At 30.4% G+C, this 20,149-nt stretch carries 22 protein-coding genes; all 22 read right to left on the bottom strand.

Annotation, left to right across the window (positions count from 1 at the left end; genetic code table 11):
- Positions 1-5: 5 nt before the first annotated feature.
- The gene (locus A3M9_RS0100550) at positions 6-632 is read right to left on the bottom strand and encodes a glycosyltransferase family 2 protein (protein WP_027307472.1); all 627 of its coding nucleotides are present in this window, start codon (positions 630-632) and stop codon (positions 6-8) included.
- A 22-nt stretch (positions 633-654) separates the two neighbouring features.
- Positions 655-1,704, bottom strand: a complete 1,050-nt coding sequence (gene ispG, locus A3M9_RS0100545) for a flavodoxin-dependent (E)-4-hydroxy-3-methylbut-2-enyl-diphosphate synthase (protein WP_027307471.1) — start codon at positions 1,702-1,704, stop codon at positions 655-657.
- A 17-nt stretch (positions 1,705-1,721) separates the two neighbouring features.
- Positions 1,722-2,732, bottom strand: coding sequence for an RIP metalloprotease RseP (gene rseP, locus A3M9_RS0100540; RefSeq protein ID WP_027307470.1), 1,011 nt, complete (start codon positions 2,730-2,732; stop codon positions 1,722-1,724).
- A 14-nt stretch (positions 2,733-2,746) separates the two neighbouring features.
- Positions 2,747-3,895, bottom strand: a complete 1,149-nt coding sequence (locus A3M9_RS0100535) for a 1-deoxy-D-xylulose-5-phosphate reductoisomerase (protein ID WP_027307469.1) — start codon at positions 3,893-3,895, stop codon at positions 2,747-2,749.
- On the bottom strand, positions 3,892-4,827 hold the full coding sequence (locus A3M9_RS14040) for an AI-2E family transporter (RefSeq protein WP_027307468.1): 936 nt from the start codon (positions 4,825-4,827) through the stop codon (positions 3,892-3,894). The genes A3M9_RS0100535 and A3M9_RS14040 overlap by 4 nt, the downstream gene beginning before the upstream one ends.
- Positions 4,828-4,832: 5 nt before the next feature.
- Positions 4,833-5,621 (bottom strand): phosphatidate cytidylyltransferase, encoded by a 789-nt coding sequence (locus tag A3M9_RS0100525; RefSeq protein ID WP_027307467.1) that lies wholly within the window; start codon positions 5,619-5,621, stop codon positions 4,833-4,835.
- Positions 5,622-5,634: 13 nt separating this feature from the next.
- Positions 5,635-6,399 carry an isoprenyl transferase gene (locus tag A3M9_RS0100520; protein ID WP_027307466.1) on the bottom strand — a complete coding sequence of 255 codons (765 nt, stop codon included), beginning with the start codon at positions 6,397-6,399 and terminating at the stop codon, positions 5,635-5,637.
- An 84-nt stretch (positions 6,400-6,483) separates the two neighbouring features.
- A complete protein-coding gene (locus A3M9_RS0100515; RefSeq protein WP_027307465.1) occupies positions 6,484-6,666 on the bottom strand; it encodes a hypothetical protein in 183 nt (60 codons plus the stop codon).
- A 1-nt stretch (position 6,667) separates the two neighbouring features.
- Positions 6,668-7,225 (bottom strand): ribosome recycling factor, encoded by a 558-nt coding sequence (gene frr, locus A3M9_RS0100510; protein WP_027307464.1) that lies wholly within the window; start codon positions 7,223-7,225, stop codon positions 6,668-6,670.
- Between the two features lie 17 nt (positions 7,226-7,242).
- On the bottom strand, positions 7,243-7,953 hold the full coding sequence (pyrH, locus tag A3M9_RS0100505; RefSeq protein ID WP_027307463.1) for a UMP kinase: 711 nt from the start codon (positions 7,951-7,953) through the stop codon (positions 7,243-7,245).
- An 86-nt stretch (positions 7,954-8,039) separates the two neighbouring features.
- Positions 8,040-8,957: a translation elongation factor Ts gene (gene tsf, locus A3M9_RS0100500; protein WP_027307462.1), complete on the bottom strand. Its 918-nt coding sequence runs from the start codon at positions 8,955-8,957 to the stop codon at positions 8,040-8,042.
- 66 nt (positions 8,958-9,023) lie between these two features.
- A complete protein-coding gene (rpsB, locus tag A3M9_RS0100495; RefSeq protein ID WP_027307461.1) occupies positions 9,024-9,740 on the bottom strand; it encodes a 30S ribosomal protein S2 in 717 nt (238 codons plus the stop codon).
- A gap of 199 nt (positions 9,741-9,939) precedes the next feature.
- Positions 9,940-10,719: a GTP-sensing pleiotropic transcriptional regulator CodY gene (codY, locus tag A3M9_RS0100490; protein ID WP_027307460.1), complete on the bottom strand. Its 780-nt coding sequence runs from the start codon at positions 10,717-10,719 to the stop codon at positions 9,940-9,942.
- Positions 10,720-10,733: 14 nt separating this feature from the next.
- The gene (gene hslU, locus A3M9_RS0100485; RefSeq protein ID WP_027307459.1) at positions 10,734-12,122 is read right to left on the bottom strand and encodes an ATP-dependent protease ATPase subunit HslU; all 1,389 of its coding nucleotides are present in this window, start codon (positions 12,120-12,122) and stop codon (positions 10,734-10,736) included.
- Positions 12,123-12,137: 15 nt separating this feature from the next.
- Positions 12,138-12,668 (bottom strand): ATP-dependent protease subunit HslV, encoded by a 531-nt coding sequence (gene hslV, locus A3M9_RS0100480; RefSeq protein ID WP_027307458.1) that lies wholly within the window; start codon positions 12,666-12,668, stop codon positions 12,138-12,140.
- Positions 12,669-12,843: 175 nt separating this feature from the next.
- Positions 12,844-14,895, bottom strand: a complete 2,052-nt coding sequence (topA, locus tag A3M9_RS0100475; RefSeq protein ID WP_027307457.1) for a type I DNA topoisomerase — start codon at positions 14,893-14,895, stop codon at positions 12,844-12,846.
- Positions 14,896-14,954: 59 nt separating this feature from the next.
- A complete protein-coding gene (dprA, locus tag A3M9_RS0100470; RefSeq protein ID WP_027307456.1) occupies positions 14,955-16,019 on the bottom strand; it encodes a DNA-processing protein DprA in 1,065 nt (354 codons plus the stop codon).
- A gap of 9 nt (positions 16,020-16,028) precedes the next feature.
- Positions 16,029-17,549 carry a YifB family Mg chelatase-like AAA ATPase gene (locus tag A3M9_RS0100465; protein ID WP_027307455.1) on the bottom strand — a complete coding sequence of 507 codons (1,521 nt, stop codon included), beginning with the start codon at positions 17,547-17,549 and terminating at the stop codon, positions 16,029-16,031.
- 111 nt (positions 17,550-17,660) lie between these two features.
- A complete protein-coding gene (locus tag A3M9_RS0100460) occupies positions 17,661-18,020 on the bottom strand; it encodes a YraN family protein (protein WP_027307454.1) in 360 nt (119 codons plus the stop codon).
- A gap of 9 nt (positions 18,021-18,029) precedes the next feature.
- Complete coding sequence (locus tag A3M9_RS0100455; RefSeq protein ID WP_084106383.1) at positions 18,030-18,785, bottom strand: ribonuclease HII; 756 nt, start codon at positions 18,783-18,785, stop codon at positions 18,030-18,032.
- Positions 18,775-19,644, bottom strand: a complete 870-nt coding sequence (gene ylqF, locus A3M9_RS0100450) for a ribosome biogenesis GTPase YlqF (protein WP_027307452.1) — start codon at positions 19,642-19,644, stop codon at positions 18,775-18,777. The genes A3M9_RS0100455 and ylqF overlap by 11 nt, the downstream gene beginning before the upstream one ends.
- 70 nt (positions 19,645-19,714) lie before the next feature.
- Positions 19,715-20,062: a 50S ribosomal protein L19 gene (gene rplS / locus A3M9_RS0100445; RefSeq protein ID WP_027307451.1), complete on the bottom strand. Its 348-nt coding sequence runs from the start codon at positions 20,060-20,062 to the stop codon at positions 19,715-19,717.
- Positions 20,063-20,149: the final 87 nt, after the last annotated feature.

Here is a 20,149-nt window from a genome sequence, read left to right as displayed (position 1 = left end):
CCTATTTATGTCCTTAGACACTTTAGTATATCATAGTACATCTTTAATCTTGCTTTAAATCCTCTAACGAATCCTAATTTTTCTTCCTTCATTATATGTGTCATATCCTTCATTTCAACATTTTTAACTTTAAATTGCATTCTTTGTACATGCTTAGTTAATGCAACTTCAACTCCATATTTAGTAATATCCATATTATCCATTGTATCTAAAACAAATCTCTTTAAGGCCCTTTGACCTGAAAGATTTGGAGCAACAAATTGTGCTAAATCAGTTGCAAGCCTTCCACTTGAAAATATACCAACAGACATATCAGCTTCATTACTTAAAACAGGATTTAACAAATCAAGTATATGATTTGGTTTAAGACCAATTAAATCAGCATCTAATAATAAAATTACATCAGCATCTGAATTTTCAAGCCCAATCTTAATAGCTGCTCCCTTTCCCATATTTTTTTTATTATCGACAACCTTTACTCCTTTGCTCTTTGCAATTAGTGAAGTATTATCATTAGAACCATCATTTACTACTATAATATCTCTAATACAATCCACCTTCTTAACAACATCAATTACATCCCCAACGGTTTTTTCCTCATTATAAGCAGGAATAATACAGTCAATAAACACACAAATTCCCCCTTAGTAGCTTTTATAATTTATTTATTTCTTCTATTAATTCACTAATAATATTTTCTTCACTTACCTTCTTAATTATTTTACCTTTTTTAAATATCAAGGCCTCTTTTATTCCTCCTGCTATACCTATATCTGCCTCTTTTGCCTCTCCCGGTCCATTAACAACACAACCCATTACAGCAACTTTTAAAGGTTTATTAATGTTCTTAAGCTCTTCTTCTACTTTTTTTGCAAGTCCTATTAAATCAATTGATGTTCTGCCACACGTTGGGCAAGAAATAATTTCCACTCCAAATCTTCTAACCCCACAAGCCTGTAATATCTCTTTACCTAATTTTATTTCTTCAATAGGATCATCTGTTAATGACACTCTTATTGTATCCCCAATACCGTCTAACAAAAGAGCTCCTATTCCTATTGCAGACTTTACTGTACCACTGTAGATAGTTCCTGCCTCAGTTACACCTAAGTGGAGAGGATACTCAGTATTTTTTGATAATAATCTATAGCTATCTACCATTTCCTTAACATTTGAGGATTTCACAGAAATTACTATATCATTAAAATTATATTTTTCTAATATCTCAACATTTCTTAAAGCACTTTCCACAAGTGCCTCTGGGCAAGGTCTCTTATATTTTTCTAATATTTCCTTTTCAAGCGAACCAGAATTAACTCCAACTCTTATAGGTACAGAATAAAATTTTGCTGCATCTACAACTTCCTTTATTCTTATCTCATTTCCTATATTCCCCGGATTTATTCTTAAGGCATTCGCTCCATTTTCCACTGACTTTATTGCTAACCTATAGTCAAAATGTATGTCTGCAACTAACGGTATATTAATCTGCTTTACAATTTCCTTTATTGCATCAGCTGCTTCAAAATCTGGTACCGCAACCCTAATTATTTCACACCCTTCACTTTCAAGTCTTTTTATCTGTTCAACAGTTTTATTAACATCTCTTGTATCTGTATTAGTCATAGATTGGACAGATATAGGACTATCCCCTCCAACAAATATGTTTCCAACTTTTATTTTTTTCGTTCTTCTTCTATTCATAAATTATCACCCTATACCTATAATAATTTAAACCTTAGTATATCTTTATAGGTTATAAATATTGCAAACAATATTAGAATGGTAAACCCAATTAAATTAACAATACCAATCTTATTTTCATCTATTTTTTTTCTTGTTATTCCTTCAAACAATAATATTATAACCCATCCGCCATCTAATGCAGGGAAAGGAATTAAATTTAAAACTCCCAAATTAATACTAAGTAAAGCTGCAAAGGATAAAAGACTCAATATACCATATTTTGCAGCTTCTCCAGACATTTTTACAATCGCAACTGGTCCTCCAACATCCTCAGATGAAATATTTCCTCTTAGAGCTCTTCCTAAAAATATACCCATTTGTTTTACTGTAAAAACTGTTTTGTTAAATCCCTCAGCTATTGATGTTATTACACCGGACTTTTGTACAGTTGGGACAATTCCTATAATATATTTACCCCTTTCTTTACTATAAACAGGCGTAACTGTAATTTTTTTTATAACATCATCTCTTTTTATTGTTAAGTCTATAGGTTTTCCCTTATTTTCTGATATTTCTATAATGAAATCCTCCCAAGTTTTAACCTTTTTATTATTAACTTCAATTATTTTATCATTTACCTTAACACCAGCATTATATGCAGGAAGACCAACTTCTACTTCACTTATAATTGGTCTTACAACCCCTGCATTATAAGCAATAATAGCAAATAATATTATAGCTATAACGAAATTCATAAAAGCACCTGCTATAATAACTATAAGCCTTTTCCAAGGGCTCTGATTACAAAATGCTCTCGGATCATTAGAATCTCCCTCTTCACCTAACATTTTTACATATCCCCCGATAGGGAAAAGCCTTAAAGAATAACTTGTTTCCCCCTTTTTAAAGCCAAGTATCTTTGGTCCCATTCCTATTGCAAATTCAAGAACTTTTATTCCAGATAACTTTGCAGTAACAAAATGACCAAGTTCGTGACTTGTTATCAATAACCCAAAAACAAAAATCGTTGCCAATAACGTTTGCATATAAAAACACCACCCTATTTTATTATATTTCTAACATATTCTCTTACTTCCTTCTCTAAATTAATAATAAAATCTAAATCAAATTCATAGTTCACCTTAAAGTTATTCATAGCCTCTTTTATTATAATTGGAATATCTAAAAATTTTATCTTATTGTTAAGAAATAAATCTACTGCTTCTTCATTGGCAATATTACATACTGCTGGCATAGTTCCTCCAACTTTTCCAGCATCATAGGCTAATTTTAAACACTCAAATGTTTCAATATCTGGCTCCTCAAATGTTAAAGTATTGTATTTTATTAAATCAAGATACCCAATTAATGACTCTGTTCTATTTGGATATTCAAGGGCATATTGAATTGGGTGTCTCATATCGGTATTAGATAGCTGTGCAATTATTGAACCATCTTTATACTCTACCATAGAATGTATAATACTTTGAGGATGTATGACAACCTTTATATTATCATAATCAACATCGAACAAATAGTGCGCTTCTATGACTTCTAATCCTTTATTCATCAATGTTGCAGAATCTATAGATATTTTTTTACCCATATTCCATCTTGGATGTTTTAGAGCCATCTCTGGAGTAACTTCAGTTAAATCTTCCTTCTTCTTACCTCTAAAAGGTCCTCCTGAAGCTGTTAAAATTAAATTATTAACTGCACTCCTGCTTTCTCCATTTAAACACTGAAAAAGAGCACTATGCTCACTATCCACTGGAATAATTCTTGATTTAGATTTTGAAAGTTCATCCTTTATTATGCTTCCACCAACTACTAAAGTTTCTTTATTAGCAAGTGCGATATCTTTCCCTTCCCTAATTGCCGCAATTGTTGGTCTTAAACCAATCATACCAACAACAGAAGTTAAAACTATATCTACATTATGTAATGTACTTATAAATTCTAAACCTTCAATACCTGAAAGTACCTTTGTTCCAATATTATAAACTCTATCCTTTAATTCACTTACTAAATTTTCATTCATTATTACAACATATTCAGGTTTGAATTCATTAACCTGCTCAACTAATTTATTTATATTAGAATTTGCAGACAAAGCAACAATCTTAAATTCATCCCTTTTATGACGTACAACATCAAGTGCTTGAGTTCCAATGGAACCTGTAGAACCTAATATAACTAATTGTTTCATATAATTCTCCTTTCTATGTCAATAAGTTCTTTCGTAAAAATAATCATAAATGGTCCAAATATAACTCCCCATAACTTAAATATTATAACCCCTACATACAACGCAAAAAGTGAAATAACAGGATGAATCTTTAAAGAATTTCCTACCATCTTAACCTGCAATATTTCCCTTATTATCTGCAATAATGCATATAATGATATAAGACCTATAGACAAAAAGTATTTTTTGTCTATAAATGCCAATACACTCCAAGGCACAAAAATTAGTGCAGGACCTAAAACAGGTAACAAATCTAGTATACCACAAATTATTCCTATAGTTAATGCATTTTCAACACCTAACACATAAAATCCAGCTATTGTAAGTAATGTGGAAATAAATACTAATTTAAATTCAATTAATGCAATAGATGTTAATTTTATAAATGAATTTATAAAGGCAGCTATATATTTATTGTCAATACTTAGAATAATATGTTCAGATATTTTATTAAAATCTAAACTTAAAATTATACTAATTATAAAAACTATAAATATTTTTAGTAATTCATTTATTGTCCCTACTGTTTTATCTAAAAAATTAAGGTCACTATTTCTTAATGACATTATTTTTTCAATTATATAATTTATTTGATCACTATATACTTTATTTGATATCATTAGGTATATTTTATTCACTTCGTTAATTATATATTTTATAAAAATATATGTCAAAAAGGCTAATACAGCAAATATAAAAATATAAGATAAACTAACGGCTATATTTCTATTTATTTTTAAACTTACTATCTTTTTTATAAAAGGTTCCATAAGTAGTGCAATTAAAATAGCAATAAGAAATGGCCACAAAAAAACAAGGCATAACTTAAGAATAATGATAACTATTAAATCTACCACTATTATCTTAAGTAATGCCTTTACATTAATATTCATATATATCATCCTAAAACAATTGCTATATAATAATATACGACAGGAATAACAAATAGTATGCTATCAAACCTATCTAAAATTCCTCCGTGTCCAGGCATTATATTCCCATAATCCTTTATACCTACATGCCTTTTTATTAATGAAGCTGAAAGGTCCCCTATTTGAGATACAACTGCACCGATTATTCCTAAAATAATTAATTGTATATATGTAATCTCAATATTACCATTAAAAATCTTCCAAATAACAAGACCTATAATACTTCCCAATATTCCTCCAATCGAACCTTCTACTGTTTTTTTAGGACTAACTTCCGGACACAACTTTCTTTTTCCCAAAAGCATACCAGTAAAATAGGCAAAAGTATCACAGCACCAAGCAATTAAAAAAACCATCCATATCAATTTATTACCATTTTCAAGCTCATTTATTTTAACAAGAAGATTAAAAAAGCTAATTATATATATATATCCAACAACAGTAAATGCTGAAGATATAATAGAATATTTCTTGTTAAAGATTGGATAAGCCATTGATAGCAAAAGTAACGCATAGATCAAAATAATATTATACTTTGATAAATCTGATGTATAAAATATAAATTGATTTACCAAGTAAAAAATAATTAATAAAGGTGCAATAATTTTGTATTTATTACTAAAAGCATTTATATACTCATATACTGCTATAGCAGTTATTATTGATACACCTATCTTTAAAATCAATCCCCCTGATATTACAAAAAAAAGTAATATTGGAATAGCTACTAATGCACTTATAATTCTTGTTTTCATATTTTCACCTTCTCTATTTTATACCACCAAATCTTCTATCTCTATTTTGGTAATCATATATAGCTCTATATAGATGTTCTCTATTAAATTCTGGCCAATATATATTTGAATACCAGAATTCTGTATATGCTACTTGCCATAATAGAAAATTACTCAATCTATATTCACCACTTGGTCTAATTAATAAATCTGGATCTGGCATATTTGCAGTATATAAATTACTACTTATCAATTCTTCATTAATATCTTCAATATCTATTTTATTTTCCTTTATAAGCTGTGCAATTTTAATTACTGCATTTTTTATTTCATCGCGTCCACCATAATTTAATGCAAGATTTAATACTAAACCCGTATTATCTTTGGTTTTTTCATAAGCATTTTTCAACTCTTCCTGACATATCAATGGTAATTTACTTATATCACCAATCGAATTAACCACAACATTATTTTTATGTAGTTCTTGAACTTCAGATCTTAAATATTCAACTAATAAATTCATAAGAGCATTTACTTCTTCACTTGGTCTTTTCCAATTTTCTGTTGAAAAGGCATATAGAGTCAAATATTTTACACCAAGTTCTGAACATGCCTTAACAATTTCTCTTATAGTTTCTACACCTGCTTTGTGCCCAAAAGTTCTTGGTAAATTTCTTTGTTTTGCCCATCTACCATTACCATCCATAATTATAGCAATGTGCTTTGGAATTTTATTTTTATCAATCATTTCTAAAAAATTTTTGGATTCATTCTTTTTTTTCTTATTAAAAAATAACATCGTTACCTCCCTCATAAAAATAAATTTTTTATGCCAAAGCTTAAAGCTTTGGCATTATAGACTTTATTTATTTTTTATATTTGATTAAAAATATGAATAGTATATTTTTATGGAGGCCTCTTCTACTATCTTGATAACCCTTTTTTCATCACCAATTTTAACTCCCTTAGGATTATCTACTTCTATTAACTCATAATTTATTCCACTTTTCTTTAAATATTCTTCTACATCCTCTAATTTATGAGCTAAAAAACTCTTCACTTCCATATTATACAGTTAATATCTCCTTTTCCTTTGCTTCTACTAATTTATCAATCTCTTTTATAAAATTATCAGTTATCTTTTGTACTTCTTCCTCAGTTCTCTTTATTTCGTCCTCTGAGAAATTACCTTCCTTTTTAAGTGCCTTTAATCTATCATTAGCATCTCTTCTTACTGACCTAACTGCAACTTTAGTGTCTTCTCCGTGCTTTTTAACAACTTTAACAAGATTTTTTCTTGTTTCCTCTGTAAGTTCTGGAATAACTAATCTTATTACTTGACCATCATTAGTTGGATTAATACCTAAATCTGACTTTTGAATAGCCTTTTCAATATCCTTGATTGCATTTTTATCCCAAGGTTGTATTACTAAAACTCTTGGTTCAGGAATTGAAATTGAAGCAAGCTGTGCAATATGAGTTGGTGTTCCATAATAATCAACAGTTATTTTGTCAAGCATTGCAGCATTTGCTCTTCCGGCCTTTAGTCCTTGTAATTCCTTCTTAAGAAGCTCAATTGATTTTTTCATTTTTTCTTCAGAAGCAACAATTACTTCTTTAATCATTAAAAAAACCTCCTTTATTAATTTTCAACAACAGTACCTATGTTTTCTCCAAGTACTGCTCTTTTAATATTTCCAGGTTCATCAAGTGCAAAAACTATGATTGGAATATTGTTATCTTTGCATAATGATGTTGCAGTAGAATCCATTACCTTTAGATCTCTTTCTAATACCTGCATAAAAGTCAATTTATCAAACTTCTTGGCATCTTTATTTTTATTTGGATCTGAGTCATATACACCATCTACTTTTTTAGCAAGCAGTATAGCTTCTGCCTCTATCTCTGCAGCTCTAAGTGCTGCTGCAGTATCTGTTGAAAAATATGGATTTCCAGTCCCAGCTGCAAAAATAACAACTCTACCCTTTTCAAGATGTCTTACAGCCCTTCTTCTTACAAATGGTTCTGCAATTTCCCTCATTTCTATTGCTGTTTGAACTCGCGTTTTGACACCTATTGATTCCAATGAATCTTGCAGAGCCATAGCATTTATACAAGTTGCAAGCATCCCCATATAGTCGGCTGTTGTTCTATCCATATCTATTCCGTTTCTACCTCTCCATATATTCCCTCCGCCGACAACACAACCAACTTCAACACCCATATCTACAATATCTTTAATTTCTTCAGATATTCTTTTAATAACATCAAAATCAAAGCCATAGCCCTTTTCACCTGCAAGAGCTTCACCACTTAATTTTATCATAACTCTTTTATATTTTGGAGCTGTCATCTTATTACCTCCAACTTAATATATTCTACCAAAAATTAAAATATCCTTCTTAAAAAAAGAGAACACAGGTGTGTTCTCTTTTTAAATTACGCCCTAGTTTGCTTCATAACTTCTTCAGCAAAGTTTTCTTCTTTCTTTTCTATACCTTCACCCTTTTCAAATCTTACGAACTTCTTAACTGTAAGTTCTGCATTTGCTTCTTTTGACTTTTCTTCAACAAACTTTCTTATAGTCTTGTCTTGATCTCTTATCCATAATTGTTCTATTAGGCATACTTCCTTAAAGTACTTTTGTAATCTACCTTCAACCATCTTTTCAACAACTTTTTCTGGTTTTCCTTCGTTTAGAGCTTGTTGTCTATATATTTCTCTTTCCTTTTCAATTACTTCTTGTGGTACTTCTTCCTTAACAAGGTATAAAGGATTTGCTGCAGCTATTTGTAATGCAAGTTCCTTTGCAACTTCCTTTGCAACTTCATTTGTTGCTCCTTCAACTTGAACCATAACAGCTATTCTTCCACCACCGTGGATGTAGTCCATTATAACACCATTTTCAACATTGAATCTTTCAAATCTTCTAAAAGTCATATTTTCTCCAAGCTTTGCTATTAAAGCTGTTATAGCTTCTTTAACAGTCATATTTTCATCTGCTATGTACTTTTCTTCTAATATTTCTTCAACTGTATTAGCCTTTGAATAAGCTGCTTGCTTAGCAAGATTCTTAGCAAGATTTACAAAGTCATCATTCTTACCAACGAAGTCTGTTTCACAGTTAACTTCAACAACTGCACCTGTCTTACCATCTTCTGTTATGTATGTTTCTACAACACCTTCAGCAGCAACTCTTCCTGCCTTCTTAGCAGCAGCTGCTAATCCCTTTTCTCTAAGGATTTCAATAGCCTTTTCCATATCTCCCTCTGCTTGAACAAGTGCCTTTTTACAATCCATCATTCCAGCACCAGTTCTTTCTCTTAGTTCACTTACCATCTTAGCTGTAATTTGCATAACCGATTCCTCCTTAATGTTATTAAAGGTAAGGGTTAAGATACCCTTTACCCTTACCTTTTAATATTATTCTGCTAATTGTTCACCTTGTCTTCCTTCAAGTACAGCATCAGCTATCTTTGATGCAATTAGCTTAACTGCTCTTATTGCATCATCATTACCTGGTATTACATAATCAACATCATCTGGATCGCAGTTAGTATCTACTATACCAACTACTGGTATACCAAGTATTCTTGCTTCTGCAACAGCATTCTTTTCCTTTCTTGGGTCAACAACGAAAAGAACTATGTTGTCCTTATCGATTTTATTAAGCTTAGCTAATTCCTTGATTCCTCCAAGGTTCTTTTCAAGCTTTTCCATTTCATTCTTTAACTTTATAACTTCCTTCTTTGGAAGAAGATCGAATGTACCATCTTCAGCCATCTTTTGAAGTTCATTTAGTCTTGCTATTCTTGTCTTGATAGTTCTGAAGTTTGTAAGCATTCCACCAAGCCATCTTTCATTTACATAATGCATATTACATCTGATGGCTTCTTCCTTAACTGAATCTTGAGCTTGCTTTTTTGTTCCTACAAATAGAATTTCTTTTCCTTCTGCTGCTGCATTCTTAACGAATTCATATGCTTCTTCTAATTTCTTTGCAGTCTTTTGAAGGTCAATGATGTAAATACCATTTCTTTCAGTGAAGATGTACTGTGACATTTTAGGATTCCATCTTCTTGTTTGATGTCCAAAATGAACACCAGCTTCTAATAATTGCTTCATTTGAATAACTGACATATAGGCACCTCCTGGTTTTATTCCTCCACTCTACTCATTTTTTTAAAAGGCCTTATTACAGGCACCCTTTTAAAAATTGTAGAGTGTGTGTTTTTTTCACGATTGATAGTATAACATAGATTTGTCATATAATCAATAATTATTTTAACAAATAAAGAAAAATTTATTCATATTTTTTACAAAAGAAAGAAGCTAAAAATTAGCTTCTTAGCTTCTTTAATTCATCAAGTAACTTATCGTTAAGTATCTTTATATGAGTACCCTTCATACCAAGTGATCTTGATTCAATTACACCAGCACTTTCAAATTTTCTAAGTGCATTTACTATTACTGATCTTGTTATACCTACTTTATCTGCAATTTTACTTGCTACAAGTAATCCTTCATTTCCATCAAGTTCATTGAAGATATGTTCAACTGCTTCTAATTCAGAATATGAAAGTGTTCCAATTGCAAGTTGAACAACTGCCTTCTTTCTTGCTTCTTCTTCTATTTCATCCTGCTTTGATCTTATTATTTCCATACCAACAATAGCTGCACTGTATTCAGCAAGAACTAAGTCTTCATCTGTAAATTCTTCTCCAAATCTTGCTATTAAAAGTGTTCCTAATCTTTCTCTATTTCCTATAATAGGAACTATAGTTGTTATTTTATCTGCAAAAAGGCAATTAACATCATTTTCAAAAACACAAACACCCTTTGATTTTACATTAGGCTTTGTTTCTGATATTTGCATTATACTATTGTTGTAATCTTCTGGGAATTTTTGTTCTCTAATAACTGTGTTTTTAACTATATCGCATTCAAATTCATCCCTTAATTGATATCCAAGTATTTTTCCCTTTCTACTTACAACATAAACATTGCAGTTCATAACCTCACTTAAAGTTTTGCAAATATCCCCAAATACTACTGGCTCAGTTGCTGATTTTTGTAAAATTTTATTTAACATTCTTGTCTTCTCTAGTAAGCTGTACATAATCATTCTCCTTTCTAAATTATATAATTTTTTTCTGAAGTATCTTTAACCAATTCTGTGGTTCTCTGCTTTACATATTCTCTATTAACAGTTATAACTTTTTCTTCTAAATCTGGTGCTTCGAAAGAAACATCTAAAAGAACTTTTTCTATAATAGTATGAAGTCTTCTTGCACCTATATTTTCACTTGTCATATTCATTTTATATGAAACTTCAGCAATTTCCTCTATACCATCTTCAGTAAATATCAACTCTATTCCTTCAACCTTAAGTAACTCTTTATACTGTTTAATTAAAGCATTTTTTGGTTCCATCAATATCTTAACAAAATCCTCTTTAGTTAAATCATTTAACTTAACTCTAACTGGAAAACGCCCTTGTAGTTCAGGTATTAAATCTGACACCTTTGAAACATGGAAGGCTCCTGCAGCAATAAATAATATATGATCGGTTTTTACTGGACCATACTTTGTATTAACAGTACTTCCCTCTACAATAGGTAATATATCTCTTTGAACACCTTCCCTCGAAACATCAGGACCACTCTTATTATTTTTGCCAGCTATTTTATCTATTTCATCAATAAACACAATTCCATCTTCTTCTGCTCTTTTTACTGCTATTTTATTTATTTCATCTAAATCCAGTAATTTATTTGCTTCTTCATTTTTAAAAATATTAAGTGCATCCTTTACCTTTACTTTTTTAGATTTTTTCTTTTTTGGAAGAATCCCACCTAATAAATCTTCAAAATTTATGTTTAAATCACTTATATTGCCACCAGCTATAACCTCAAATGGAAGTGTTGAACTATCCTCTATTTCTATTTCTATTTCCACATTGTCAAGCAACCCCTGTTCAAGCTGGTGTAATATCTGCTGACGTTTTAAATTAATATCTTCTTCACTTTCATTAAGGCTTACATTTTTATTTTCATTTTGAAATCCAAAAATATAATCGAAGGGATTTTTATTTATTTTCTTATTTGGTAGAGGTGCTATTACATCAACTACCCTCATTTTTGCCATTTCAAGTGCCTTTTCTTCTACCTCTTTAATTTTTTCTTCCTTTACAAGTCTAATAGAATTTTCTACCAAATCTCTAATTATGGAATCAACATCTCTTCCAACATAGCCAACTTCAGTAAATTTAGTTGCTTCTACCTTTACAAATGGTGCATTAACTAATTTTGCTAACCTTCTTGCTATTTCTGTTTTACCTACTCCAGTTGGCCCAATCATCAAAATATTTTTTGGAATTATATCTTCTTTTATATCATCGGATGCCAATCTTCTCCTATATCTATTTCTTAAAGCAACTGCCACCATCTTTTTTGCTTCATTTTGACCTATTATATATTTATCAAGTTCTTGAACTATCTTTTTCGGAGTTAGTTGTTCCATTTATATCCCCCCAATTTAAAGCTCCAATACATTAATGTTTCTGTTTGTATAAACGCATATCTCAGATGCAATTTCTAATGATTTAAATGCTATTTCCTTTGGGGTGAGTGTTGTATTTTGCTTTAAGGCTCTTGCTGCTGCTAATGCATACATACCTCCTGAACCTATTGCAGCAATACCATCATCAGGTTCTATAACCTCTCCACCACCAGATATAATTAGTAGAGTTTCCCTATCTGCTGCAATCATAAGTGCTTCAAGCTTTCTAAGTGCCTTATCACTTCTCCAAAAACCTGCTAGTTCTACAGCGGCCTTTCTTAAATTTCCATTATATTCTGTTAGTTTATCTTCAAATTTTTCAGCAAGTGTAAAGGCATCCGCCACTGAGCCTGCAAAACCAATCAAAACTTTGTTATTATATATTTTACGTATTTTATTTGCAGATGATTTTATAATAGTATTTTCTCCAAAAGTTACTTGTCCATCACCTGCAATTGCTACCATATTATTATTCTTTACAGCAACTATTGTCGTTGCCTTAAACATACTAATAACCCCCAGTACCATTTATAAAATCATTTTTTAAAATTTTTAGAATTGTTTATTTCCCATCAGCAATATAACTATAACATAATGCAAACGATTATGCAACATATTTTTTATTATTTTCGACAAATTTTTTAATTTTTACAATAAGATTTGTGCAATTTTTCTGATTTTATTATTTGCAGTTTTTATTTATACATACAAGCTTTTTTTCTCCCTTAACATTCTTTTCATAAAGTGTTTCTCCGCATTTTGGACATTTTTCGTTTGTAGGTTTATCCCAACTTACGAAGTTACATTTTGGATAATTGCTACATCCATAAAATGTCTTTCCTTTTTTGCTCCTTCTTACAACAACCTTAGCTCCACATAATGGACAATTAACATCAAGCTCATCTAAAATAGGTTTAGTATTTTTACATTCAGGATAACCTGGACAGGCAAGAAATTTACCATACTTACTCTTTTTTATTACCATATTTCTTCCACATTTATCACATTTAATATCTGTAACTTCAACCTTTTCTTCTATTGAAACCTTTTCAATTGTATTCTCAGCTAACTCAATTTGTTTTTTTAATGGTTTAAAGAAGGAATCCACAACTTCAACCCAATTCTCCTGTCCTTCCTCTATCTCATCAAGTTTCTTCTCCATTTCCGCAGTAAATTCAACATCAACTATATCCTTAAAATTTTCGTTTAAAAGTTCTGTTACTATTACACCTAATTCTGTAGGTATAAAATATTTCTTTTCCTTTTCAACATATCCACGCTCTAATATAGTACTAATAATAGGTGCATATGTACTTGGTCTTCCAATTCCTTTTTCCTCAAGAACCTTTACTAATGTAGCTTCAGTATATCTTGCTGGTGGTTGAGTAAAGTGTTGTTTGCTATCTAAATTAATTAACGATAATACGTCATTAATATTTATTTCTGGTAACTTTGCTTCTTTTTCATCTTCATCCTGTTGGTATACGGACAGGTATCCATTAAATTTTAAAATACTTCCTGTAGCTTTAAATTGATAATCACCTGCTGTAATATCAACAGATGTAGTATCATAAACAGCTTCAGACATTTGGCTTGCTATAAATCTATTCCAAATTAGATTATATAATTTGTATTGATCATTTGTTAAAGAATCCTTTATGTTATCAGGATGTCTATTAACTGAAGTAGGTCTTATTGCTTCATGGGCATCTTGAACATTTCCTTTTGTTTTATAATTTTTAGTTGTATTTGATGTATATTCCTTACCGAAATTATTAAGTATATACTCCTTTGCCTCCCTTTGTGCTTCTTCTGATACTCTTACTGAATCTGTTCTCATATAAGTTATTAAACCTACAGTTCCTTCACCTTTTATATCTATACCTTCATATAGCTGTTGAGCTATAGACATAGTCTTTTTAGTTGTAAAATTCAATTTTTTAAAGGCCTCCTGTTGCAATGAACTTGTTGTAAAAGGTGGCATTGGACTCTTTTTCTTTTCTTGTTTCTTAACATTCACAACTTTAAATTCTGTATCTTTTAAATTATTTAAAATTTCATCAACCTGCTCTTTATTTTTAAGTTCTATCTTTTCATTTGCTTTTCCATAAAATTTAGCTTCAAACTGCTTGTTTTTATTCTTTAATTTTGCAGTAATAGACCAGTATTCTTCAGGTATAAAATTATTGATTTCCTGTTCACGTTCACAGATTAACTTTACCGCTACTGATTGTACTCTACCTGCAGAAAGACCCCACTTGACCTTTTTCCACAAAATAGGGCTTATTTCGTAACCTACTAATCTATCTAAAACTCTTCTTGCCTGTTGTGCATTAACTAAATTCATATTTATTTTGCGGGGATTTTTAATAGCCTCATTTAATGCCTTCTTAGTTATTTCATGAAATTCTATTCTACACTCATCGTTAAAATTAAGGCCCAGAATGGTAGCAAGGTGCCAGGATATAGCCTCTCCTTCCCTATCTGGGTCTGTTGCAAGATAAACCTTTTGACATTTTTTTGCTTCCTTTTTTAACTCGTCAATAAGTTTGCCCTTACCTCTAATTGTTATATACTTAGGTTCATAGTTATTATCTATATCAACACCTAATTGACTCTTAGGTAAATCTCTTACATGTCCCATTGAAGCAGCAATCTTATATCCTTTTCCCAAAAATTTTCCTATTGTTTTTGCCTTAGCAGGTGACTCAACTATTACAAGAGATTGAGCCATTCTAACACCTCCAGTAACTATTTAGCAATAACTGTATTATAACAGAAAATTTTATAAAATCAAGATTTTATGATAACATAATTTCCACCATAAACCCTTTTAATTATTCCTTTACATTCAAGAATAGTTAATTTTGACAACAAAAAACTTGTCTCATATTTACATTTTAATTTTATTTGTTCAAAGGTTAAATTTCCTTCATTAATATAATTTATGATATTTTTTTCATACTCATCTAATTCTATATTATATTTCTTGGCGTTATTTCTTATACCAAATTCTTCGAGTATATCATCAGTCGTATCAACTAATTTTGCACCTTCCTTTATAAGCTTATTGCACCCCTTACTCTGTTCTTTATATATATCACCTGGAACTGCAAAAACGTCTCTACCTTGTTCTAATGCATAATTTACTGTTATCATTGAACCGCTGCTTATTCCAGCTTCAACTACTAAAACAGCATTAGATAAACCACTTATAATCCTATTTCTTTCTGGAAAATTAAAACTAAATGGTTTAACATCAGGCAAATATTCTGTAAATACACAACCATTATCAATTATTTTATTCATTAATTTTATATTTTCCTTTGGATAAATATTATTAAACCCGGAACCTAAAACAGCAATTGTAAATCCATTAGAGTCTATTGCACCATTATGTGCTTCTGTATCAATTCCCCTTGCCATTCCACTTACTATGCCTATATTATATTTTGATAGTTCTAAACTAATTTTATATGCAACTGTTTTTCCATAGTTAGTTGCCCTTCTTGAACCTACAATAGCTAAAAGCTGTTTTGGTAACATAATATTTCCTATGTAAAATAGACCTATTGGGGCATCTTCAATTGATTTCAAAAGATAAGGATATACTTCATCTGTCATAAATACAAATTTAAAATTTTTCTTATTCATCTGTTTAATTATCTCTTCAACAGGTTTTAAGTCTTTATTTTTAACTATATATTCAGCAGTGATAATATCTATACCCATATAAACTAATTCATCTAAATTTTTATTAAATATTTCTTTTGGCGTAATATTTAAATTCATTATCTCTCTCTTTATCCTTCTATTTATTTTTAACAAATAAAACCATAAATTATATTCTAAACTCATAAATTTCACCTACTTCAACAAAGTACCATCTAATTTTCTATATTGTAATGCCTCTGCAATATGATTTGATTTTATGTTTTCACTCTCATCTAAATCTGCTATTGTTCGTGATATCTTTAATATTTTTGCATAGGATCTTGTTGTCATATTAAATCTTTTATATGCATTTTCTAATAATTTTTCTGCATCACTATCTAACCTACAATATTTCTTAATATGCTTTGATTTCATATTTGAATTGTATAAAATCCCATCATTTTTAAATCTTTTTGCCTGTATTTCTCTTGCCTTTATAACCTTTTTTAATATCTCAAGTGAACTTATCTCATCCTTACTATCCTGCAATTCTTCAAATTTTACAGGTGAAAGCTCAATATGTATATCTATTCTATCTAAAATAGGGCCAGATATCTTTGATAAATAATTTTTTATCTGTAATTCAGTACATTTACACTCTTTAATTTCCGAACCATAATAACCACAAGGGCAAGGATTCATAGCTGCAACAAGCATAAATTTTGCTGGAAAAGTATATTTTGCTTTTACTCTTGAAACTGTAACAATTCCATCCTCAAGAGGTTGTCTTAAAGCCTCGAGAGCATCTCTCTTAAACTCAGTAAATTCATCTAAAAATAGAACTCCATTGTGGGCTAAAGAAACTTCACCTGGAATAGGAACTGTACCTCCTCCTATTAAAGAATTGGTAGACACATTTACATGAGGATTTCTAAAAGGTGGATAAAATATCATACTTTCATCCTTTAAAGCTCCAACAATACTATATACCTTTGATACTTCTAAACTTTCTTCATATGTAAGATATGGTAAAACAGTTGGTATCCTTTGAGCTATCATTGTTTTTCCTGATCCAGGCGGACCGTACATTAATATATTGTGAAAACCTGATGCTGCTATTTCAACAGCTCTTTTAGCAAAACTGTGTCCCTTTACTTCATTAAAATCAATTCCATACTTTACATTTGTAATATCATACTTTATTGTCAATACCTTATCTAATTGTATTTCTCCATTTAAATAATCAATAACTTCACGTAGACTATTTACAGGATATATGTCTATTCCATCTATCATTTTAACTTCATTTATATTATCTATTGGAATAAATACCCTTTTAAATCCCTTTGACCTTGCTTCTATTATCATAGGAAGAAGTCCCCTTACTCTACGAATATCCCCATTTAATGCAAGTTCACCTACAAAAATATCCTTTTCTATATTACCGCGTATATATCCACAGGCCTTTAAAATTGAAATTGCAATAGGTAAATCGAGATGATTACCTTCCTTTTTTATTGAAGCTGGTGCAAAATTAACCAAAACTTTACCCTTTGGAAATTCAAGATTTGAATTTTTAATTGCACTCCTAACTCTTTCTTTGGACTCTTTTATGACTGCATCTGGTAGCCCCACCATATTGAAGGCTGGAAGTCCATTTTGAATATCAACCTCTATATCTAAGATATATCCATCTAAACCCATTAAAAAAATAGAATTAACTCTACTTATCATTAAAATCCTCCCCTTATACAATACAATTTATTGTAAATTATATCCTCCTTTTAAATAGTTTAATCATATTAACGACAACAAAAAAACCGTGAATAATATAATTCACGGTTACTAAAAAGCATCTTTTATTATATTAATTTGTTTTATTGTTCTCCTATCCTTATCTAAATAAACCTCAACAACATCAAATCTTATATTATAACCCCTATGTCTATTTTCATTTAGATATCCCAATGCAACCTTTTTTATCTTGTCAATTTTTTTATAATTAACTGCTTCACAAGGTAGTCCATATTTTACAGAGCTTCGAGTTTTAACCTCTATAAAAGAAATGCAATCCTTTTCAATAGCAACTATATCTATTTCTCCAAACTTATTTTTATAGTTTGTTTCAACTACCCTATAGCCATTTTTAATTAAAAAATACTTAGCAGCCTCTTCCCCTAAATTACCCAATACCCTATTGTTCATATAATCACCCTAAACCATATTCTTTATAAAACTTCTTCTGTGTATTTCACATGGCCCATACTTCTTAATTGCCTCAATATGTTCCTTTGTACCATATCCTTTGTTTTTTTCAAAGGAATAAACGGGATATTTTAAAGCAATTTCATCCATAAATTCATCTCTTTCCACCTTTGCAATAATAGATGCAGCACCTATAGATACTGATAAATCATCTCCCTTTATTAAAGAATCTGAATCAATTCCCAAATCAATCTTTACAGCATCTATTAATATAAAGTCTGGCTTAACACTAAGTCCCTCTATTGCTCTTTTCATTGCAAGCTTAGTGGCATTCAATATATTTAGTTCATCTATCTCCTTTTCTGTTGCAAAGGCTATCGAATATGATATAGAACTCTCCTTTATTTTTTCAGATATTTCTTTTCTTTTTATATCTGATAATTTTTTCGAATCCCTTATCTCATATATTGGACTATTCAAATCTAAAATAACAGCTGCTGCATATACAGGACCAGCAAGAGGACCTCTACCTACTTCATCAACACCCGCAATAAACCTATAACCTCTATTCAATAAATCCTTTTCATAGGTCAATCTTTTCTGATACTCATCTATTAATTTTTGATGTTTTTTAAATTTATTCTCATATTTTTTAAAAAGATTAACTATAGACTTTTTCTCTTCATCAAAGTAGGATGCCTTTAAATTTAAAAACTCTTCATAGGATGAATTTTTTATTAAATCCTCTAACTCCTTAATCTTCATTTTGCACCTCTTCTTCATATGTTGGAGATTCCAATGTAATTTTTCCTAATTTACCAGACCTATAATCCTCAAAAAGAATAGTTGCAGCACGTAATGTATCTATTTCACCACCCGATACAATACAACCCCTCTTTTTACCTATTTCCTTTAATATCTCTATAGCTGTTTTATCCATATCAACTTTGTATCTCTCTTGTATACACTTTGGAAACTTATCCTTCATCTCATCAATAAATTTCAATGACAATTCTTCTATATCGATGATTTCTTCCTTAATAGATTTGGTATAGGCTAAATGTAGTGCAACCTTCTCATCCTCAAACTTAGGCCATAATATCCCTGGAGTATCTAATAGTTCAAACTCCTTATTTACCTTAATCCATTGTTTTGATCTTGTAACCCCTGGTAAATCACCTGTTTTGGCACTTGACTTATTTGAAATTTTATTTATAAAGGAGGATTTACCTACATTTGGTATACCAACAACAAGTGCACGTATAGGTCTTCCTACAATTCCTTTAGCAGCCTTCCTTTCAAATTTATCCTTTACTGCCTCCTTCAAAACGGGATATACCCTTGATATATTTTTACCAGAAACCGAGTCAATGTCTAAAGCGTATATTCCCTTATCTTTAAAATATTTTATCCATTCTCTTGTTATCTTTTCATCAGCTAAAGTACACTTATTCAACAATACTACCTTAGGTTTATTTTTAATTAATTCATCTATATCAGGGTTTTTACTACTTACAGGTATCCTTGCATCTAAAAGTTCTATAACAACATCAATTATTTTTAAACTCTCTTCTATTTGTCTCTTAGTTTTCACCATATGCCCTGGGTACCATTGAATATTCATTTTATCCCCTCCTTTTGTAATTATATAAAAACATTCTATAAAAGTAAAATGGGACTGATATTCAGCCCCATTAGTCCATAATTTCCTTAACCTTTGTAGCAGCCTTACCTACTCTCTTTCTTAGGTAGTAAAGCTTAGCTCTTCTTACCTTACCTCTTCTTACAACTTCAATCTTGTCAATCATTGGTGAGTGAACTGGGAATGTTCTTTCAACACCTACGCCGTAAGCAATCTTTCTTACTGTGAATGTTTCTCTAAGACCACCATTTTGTCTCTTTAAAACGATTCCTTCGAAAACTTGGATTCTTTCTCTGTTTCCTTCCTTTACCTTTACGTGAACCTTTACAGTATCTCCAGGTCCAAAGTTTGGAATATCACTTCTTAATTGTTCTGCTTCAATAGCTCTAATGATATCCATGTCCTTTACCTCCCTTTTATCCTAGACGTTCATGACGTTGCAGAGGAACGCCCGTTTTTTACACAACGATAATTATAGCATACAAAT

Source organism: Caloramator sp. ALD01 (assembly GCF_000472625.1).
Taxonomy (GTDB): domain Bacteria; phylum Bacillota; class Clostridia; order Clostridiales; family Caloramatoraceae; genus Thermobrachium; species Thermobrachium proteoclasticum.
Note: the sequence above shows the minus strand (reverse complement) of the source record. Positions and strands in the feature narration are given on the sequence as shown.